The sequence below is a fragment of the Bacteroides sp. AF25-5LB genome, assembly GCF_003602965.1.
Lineage (GTDB): Bacteria > Bacteroidota > Bacteroidia > Bacteroidales > Bacteroidaceae > Bacteroides > Bacteroides uniformis.
This window is the reverse complement of the sequence record NZ_QTMC01000026.1, coordinates 39,486-44,425: the sequence shown is the minus strand read 5'-3', so window position 1 is coordinate 44,425 and position 4,940 is coordinate 39,486. Positions and strand designations below refer to the sequence as shown.

The 4,940-nt window shown below is 45.5% G+C and carries 6 protein-coding genes and 1 pseudogene; all 7 read right to left on the bottom strand.

Annotated elements, in window-relative coordinates; translation table 11 throughout:
- Positions 1-288: 288 nt before the first annotated feature.
- A complete protein-coding gene (locus DWY57_RS19735; protein ID WP_347812498.1) occupies positions 289-534 on the bottom strand; it encodes a lipocalin-like domain-containing protein in 246 nt (81 codons plus the stop codon).
- Positions 535-583: 49 nt separating this feature from the next.
- Positions 584-871, bottom strand: coding sequence for a hypothetical protein (locus tag DWY57_RS19730; RefSeq protein ID WP_243634739.1), 288 nt, complete (start codon positions 869-871; stop codon positions 584-586).
- 90 nt (positions 872-961) lie between these two features.
- Complete coding sequence (locus DWY57_RS19725) at positions 962-1,324, bottom strand: hypothetical protein (protein ID WP_032951389.1); 363 nt, start codon at positions 1,322-1,324, stop codon at positions 962-964.
- Between the two features lie 94 nt (positions 1,325-1,418).
- Positions 1,419-2,177: a YjbH domain-containing protein gene (locus DWY57_RS19720; protein WP_229099075.1), complete on the bottom strand. Its 759-nt coding sequence runs from the start codon at positions 2,175-2,177 to the stop codon at positions 1,419-1,421.
- Between the two features lie 255 nt (positions 2,178-2,432).
- Positions 2,433-4,227: pseudogene (locus DWY57_RS19715) on the bottom strand (IS66 family transposase).
- A 66-nt stretch (positions 4,228-4,293) separates the two neighbouring features.
- Complete coding sequence (gene tnpB, locus DWY57_RS21130) at positions 4,294-4,635, bottom strand: IS66 family insertion sequence element accessory protein TnpB (protein WP_007761164.1); 342 nt, start codon at positions 4,633-4,635, stop codon at positions 4,294-4,296.
- A partial coding sequence (locus tag DWY57_RS21125) for a hypothetical protein (RefSeq protein ID WP_243634738.1) occupies positions 4,629-4,940 on the bottom strand: 312 nt, incomplete at its 5' end. The genes tnpB and DWY57_RS21125, both read right to left, overlap by 7 nt.

Sequence of the window (4,940 nt, the reverse complement as noted above, 5' to 3'; positions counted from 1 at the left end):
TTGTTGCTCAGGTACTTAAAAAAAATATTTTATAATAGTGTTGCGGAATTAAGGATAAATTCTTCTTTTGAGAACAATACAAATGACTTCAATCTGAAATAAAACAAAAAAAGACCATCTCAAGTTTATTTTGAGACAGCCTCTTCATGAGTGGTGGCACCAGTTTTATTTCTGCCGATAAATTGATTTCTAGAAATCCGGTATAGTGGTTTGCCACTGCTATAGCGTATAAATTGTTTTGCCGATATTTTATCGGCAGGCAGTTTGTATAGCCTGTGGTATATTTTTTTAGAACTTTCTGAATGTGAGGCGTGCATAATCAGATTTCAGAATTAGTTTCTTGCCTGTTGCTTTTTCCACCTTAAGATGATTAATAGCTTGATTAAGTCCGAAAAGTTTCAATTCATTCAGTGTCGTTAGTTTTTCTTCATCTCCCCGGTGGCGGAATTCACTCATGGTTACCTCATCTCCTTTATAAGAGAAACGTCCGATATGAGTGCCTCCATTTCCACCTTTGGCACTGATTTCCACCAAATGTAACTGGATACTATAATAAATGCGGTTACATTCTTCTATTTTTCCATTAGTATATTCTATAGTTGTAGGTCTCGGCAAGTGCGCGGTGAGCTTCGTCAATCACTATCAGGTCTGACCTGTCATTTTCCACATCCTCCCAATGGTGTGACAGCCATTGGGAGGAACAGACCAATCCCTCCTCTTTCCGTATGCCGTACCGCACCACCGTATCTTCTATCTGTTCTACCAGTTCACGACGGTGGGTGGCAATCCACACACTTTGCCTTTGCCGTTCTTGCAAATGCTCATGAATGACCGACGCGAGCGAATGGAGCTTGCCTATACCTGTTGGCATTTGTACCATCATGTTTTTATTCAACCTCCACATCAGATACGCATAGCCTGATGCTCTGTTGGTAAGGGCAGAGAATGTTGGAATAAGACTTCATTGGATATTGTCATCAGCGTCATCCTTTGAATCCACTGGAACATTCCACGGCACATCCAAGAAACGGTGTCTTAAAGGAAGGTTACTTTCATTGTCCACGCAGAAATTTTCTATATCATAAAGTGAGTTCGTCTCAAATTCCATCAAGTCCTTTATCCGCTTGTCAATGTACCCATTGTTTATCTTGAAACGCTCTACGGCCAAGTCAAACTGTACCGTGTCGTTCTTGAGATCGCCGTCCACATAATACATCTTGGACATCATGTCCTTGTATGCCTTGCCTTCCCTGTGGACTTCTATCGTACTTCTGTACGATTTTAATGCCATCTCCATGGAGTATAAGGCTTGATGTTCTGCCATTCAATCCAAGGCTTCAAGCGAGGTTAGCGTAGTTTTTATTGGGCTCCATCTTCACTGGACGTGTGCAAAGCGTCAACCTTTCATGAGGTTAATTCTATTTCAAACACACCTTGAAATACAACCCAACCGACCAATACCGTCCGTCATACAGTGAAGCCGTCACATTAATCCGATCTTTCCAAACAGCATAGTTTCCGCCTACGTTGAAAACATCGTCATAATATTCTCCCATTAGGTTCAAACCGTTCAGTGCCTTACTCCAAAATCCTTCATTGGGACGGTTAAAACGGTAATTCACGCCGACTGTAACGCCATGTTCATTATCGAAGTCTAATCCGTCAAACTGAATGACGGAGGCATGTATACCCAATGTTCCCCATTGTCGGATGGTGAAATGCTTGGTAGCAGCAAGGTAAAAACGGGTCAGATGATTGGTATTCTCTCCGACATCATCAAATGTAATATTTCCACCACCGTGATCAGAATGACTGCCCGGATCATTAACTCCCAATACTATCTGAGGTGTCCACTGTTTCCACCAGCCTTCTTTCCATAATCGCAATCGGCCATGAAAAGAACGGTCTTGATTCACGAACTTGCTCCATGTTTGTTGCGGCCAACCAGAACTACCTATCAAACCTTTTACCAATGTACAGGTATAGGCAACTTCCAACCAAGGAAAAATGGTGATGTTTAGGTAGTAATTATAGGTGTAAGGATTATACTCTTCATGAGAATTCCAATAGTCACTCCTATAAATATTGTGATCTATCATACTTCCACCTACCATGAAGGTTTTATCTTTCTGCATCTCAGCGGTGGGCGCATATAGAAGTCCTGTCGTCCCATACATCGTCTGTGCATTTATTCTGCTCCCATTTGTCAGAAGTATGATGAACAATACGATGTTTATTACTGATGAACAGGACTCCTTTGTATGGTCAATTTTAATTTTGTAGATTGCATTTAGAGTAAATGCACATTTACTAATAGATTTCATTAAAGGAGAGGTATTTATGTTAATACTCAATTTAGAGCGTACCCTTTTTATAAGGCATCAGAATGGATGCCTCACAAAAAATTGCTATTAAATTTGATTGTTTTTTAACTATTGGCATACTGCCAAGTCTATATTTTGTGGTGTCAGACTCAAAAAATCTCTGCAACCGTTAAAAATTCCGGTAAAAAATTTACCAAGATAACCCCATGCGGACCTGCCTTGCAGCTTCACCGTGCTGATTATGCTATGGTATACGGCGGCAATCTCCGCTCCCTCGTCACTTCCGAAGTGCAGGGAGTTCTTCCGTTTGGTGGTAAAGGGACGCACCGCCCGTTCCGCCAGATTGTTCGAGATCGGATAACGGCCGTCCTTTATATAAGTGAAGGCCTCATTCCAAAACTTGTGAAGATAATTCAGGGCCTCCCGCATATAACAACTTTTTTGCTCCTCCTCACTTTTCAACTCCTGCAGCAGGTTTGCCCGCAGGTTTATCATCGCCTCCATGGTCGGCAACCCCTGCCGTCGTCGGGTACGTTCCCCGTCGGTGATCATCTCCCTGTCATACTCCCTTTCAAAACGGAAGAGACGGTTTATATTGTCAAGGAACACATCCGCCCTCTTGTCGCCACCTTCCATCCGGGCTTTCACGAACTTCGCCCTCACGTGCGCCAGACAGACCTGATGGTCCGTATCCTTATACCTGTGGGTTTTCAGCCCGTCACCGATAAAGACATAAGCGTTATAACCGTCCGACATGAGGGCCTTCAACTCGGCATCACCTAAAAAGTTCGTCAGCACGTCACGGCCACGGGAACCGTCCTCGTAGAAGAAGATCACCACACGTTCCGCCTTGTTGACAAGGACCCACATGTAGCATTTCTTGTAACGGTCATATTTACGGACCTTGCACCAGGTCTCGTCACAATTGACCACGGCATCCTTCTCCAGTGCAATCCTCTTCAGTTCCACCACCATACGGTCGAGGTATTTCCTGCCTTTCTTCAGCCAGTTGCGCAAGGTGTTCTCCGATACGGTCATTCCCATATCCCCAAGCCATTGGTGCAGCAGGCCGAAGATCACGTTCTTCACGTATACCTCATAGGCGATGGCCTGCAGGAACCCAGGAGTTATCCTGGTACCGTCAAACCGAGTTACCGCCTGCGGGTGTCCTTCCTTGGGGAAATACCTCCAGCGCGGCTTGCGGCCCTTCTCCACGTACTGCACCATCTCGAACTGTTCCTCCACAAGGCAGATGTCGAGACGGAAGGTCTTCACCATCTTGCGGTCAAGGATACGCCCGGGAACCTTGGAGAGATCCGACAAGTGCCTGACAGGAGTTCCGTTCACGCCCATGGTACGATAGGTTTCCGAACGGTTGCAGAGATCCCCCGGATTCGGAGAGGAGGGGTGGGATTCCTGTGTTTCCGAATCCGCAACGGAACGGGTATCCAACGGATTCGTCCGTACCATCAAAGCCATCTTTCTCCTTCTCACGGTCAACCGGATCATCATCCGAACCGGAAGCATCCTTCTTTACAGACTGTTTCTTCGATCCGAAACGGTTCTTGCGGGCGGATTTGAGTTGTTCCTTCAGTTTTATATTCTCCCGTTCCAGGGATTTACGCGATTCGCGTTCTTCCTCAAGAAGGGATTGCAGATCATTCAATTTTTCCAGCATCTGGTTAGAGCGGGATAACTCTTTTGTCAGATCCTCCAGCACCAGTTTCATCGCGCAGTTATCCAGTTCCGTATTCTCCAGACGTTCGATCAGGTATTCCACATACCGGTTTTTCATTTCATCGGACATATTCTCACAGCGGTTAAAAGCACGACGCGAGAAGGTCTCCCGCGCCAGAAGCTCGCGTTTCTGAACTATCAACTGTCGTAATTCGTCCGTATCCATATCCTGCTTTTTGTGATATAAATATACAAAAAAAACTTGATATAACCATATAAACACAGAACATAATCATCTTATTTTTAACGATTTAATTACGGGACTCTCTAACAGGAGGACCACGTCCTTCCAGTCTATCCGGTAGGCGACCTCGTTACCTTCGTCATCTTTGATTATCCGCATAAACTGATAGCCCGCAACAAACTTTTTCTCGAAAAGACTATACGAACGGTTATCATAGGCGAACAGGCGAACGATACGCCGGTCTTTAGACATCACGATATAAATGTCACCGTCTGAAGGCTCACGGTGCAACTGTTCACGGATGACGGACAGCACACGGGAATGCTTACAACGCATGTCTGTAAAGCCACGCAGGTAATAGAAGCGGTTCATGCCCGTCACACTCAACATAGGACCTCCAGCTTTTGGATCAGACGGTACAGACCCGGATAATCCAGATCTTTCTGGAGGATATGCAGGCCATTGCTCAAGGTCAGCTCCACGGATATACGCACGGGAAGCGCCCCCGGGACTTTGCCCGGCTTCCGGTGTCTGTGTACTGCACGGGGAGAAGGACTGTCCTTCTTTACTGGGGGGTCCCCTGAAGGGGAAGACGGCACGGATTCCGATGGTGGACCCGAGGGAACACCATCCACTTGAACTTCCACTATTTTTTTGCGGGTATCCTTGTACCATTTGTGAAAAATGTTATATGG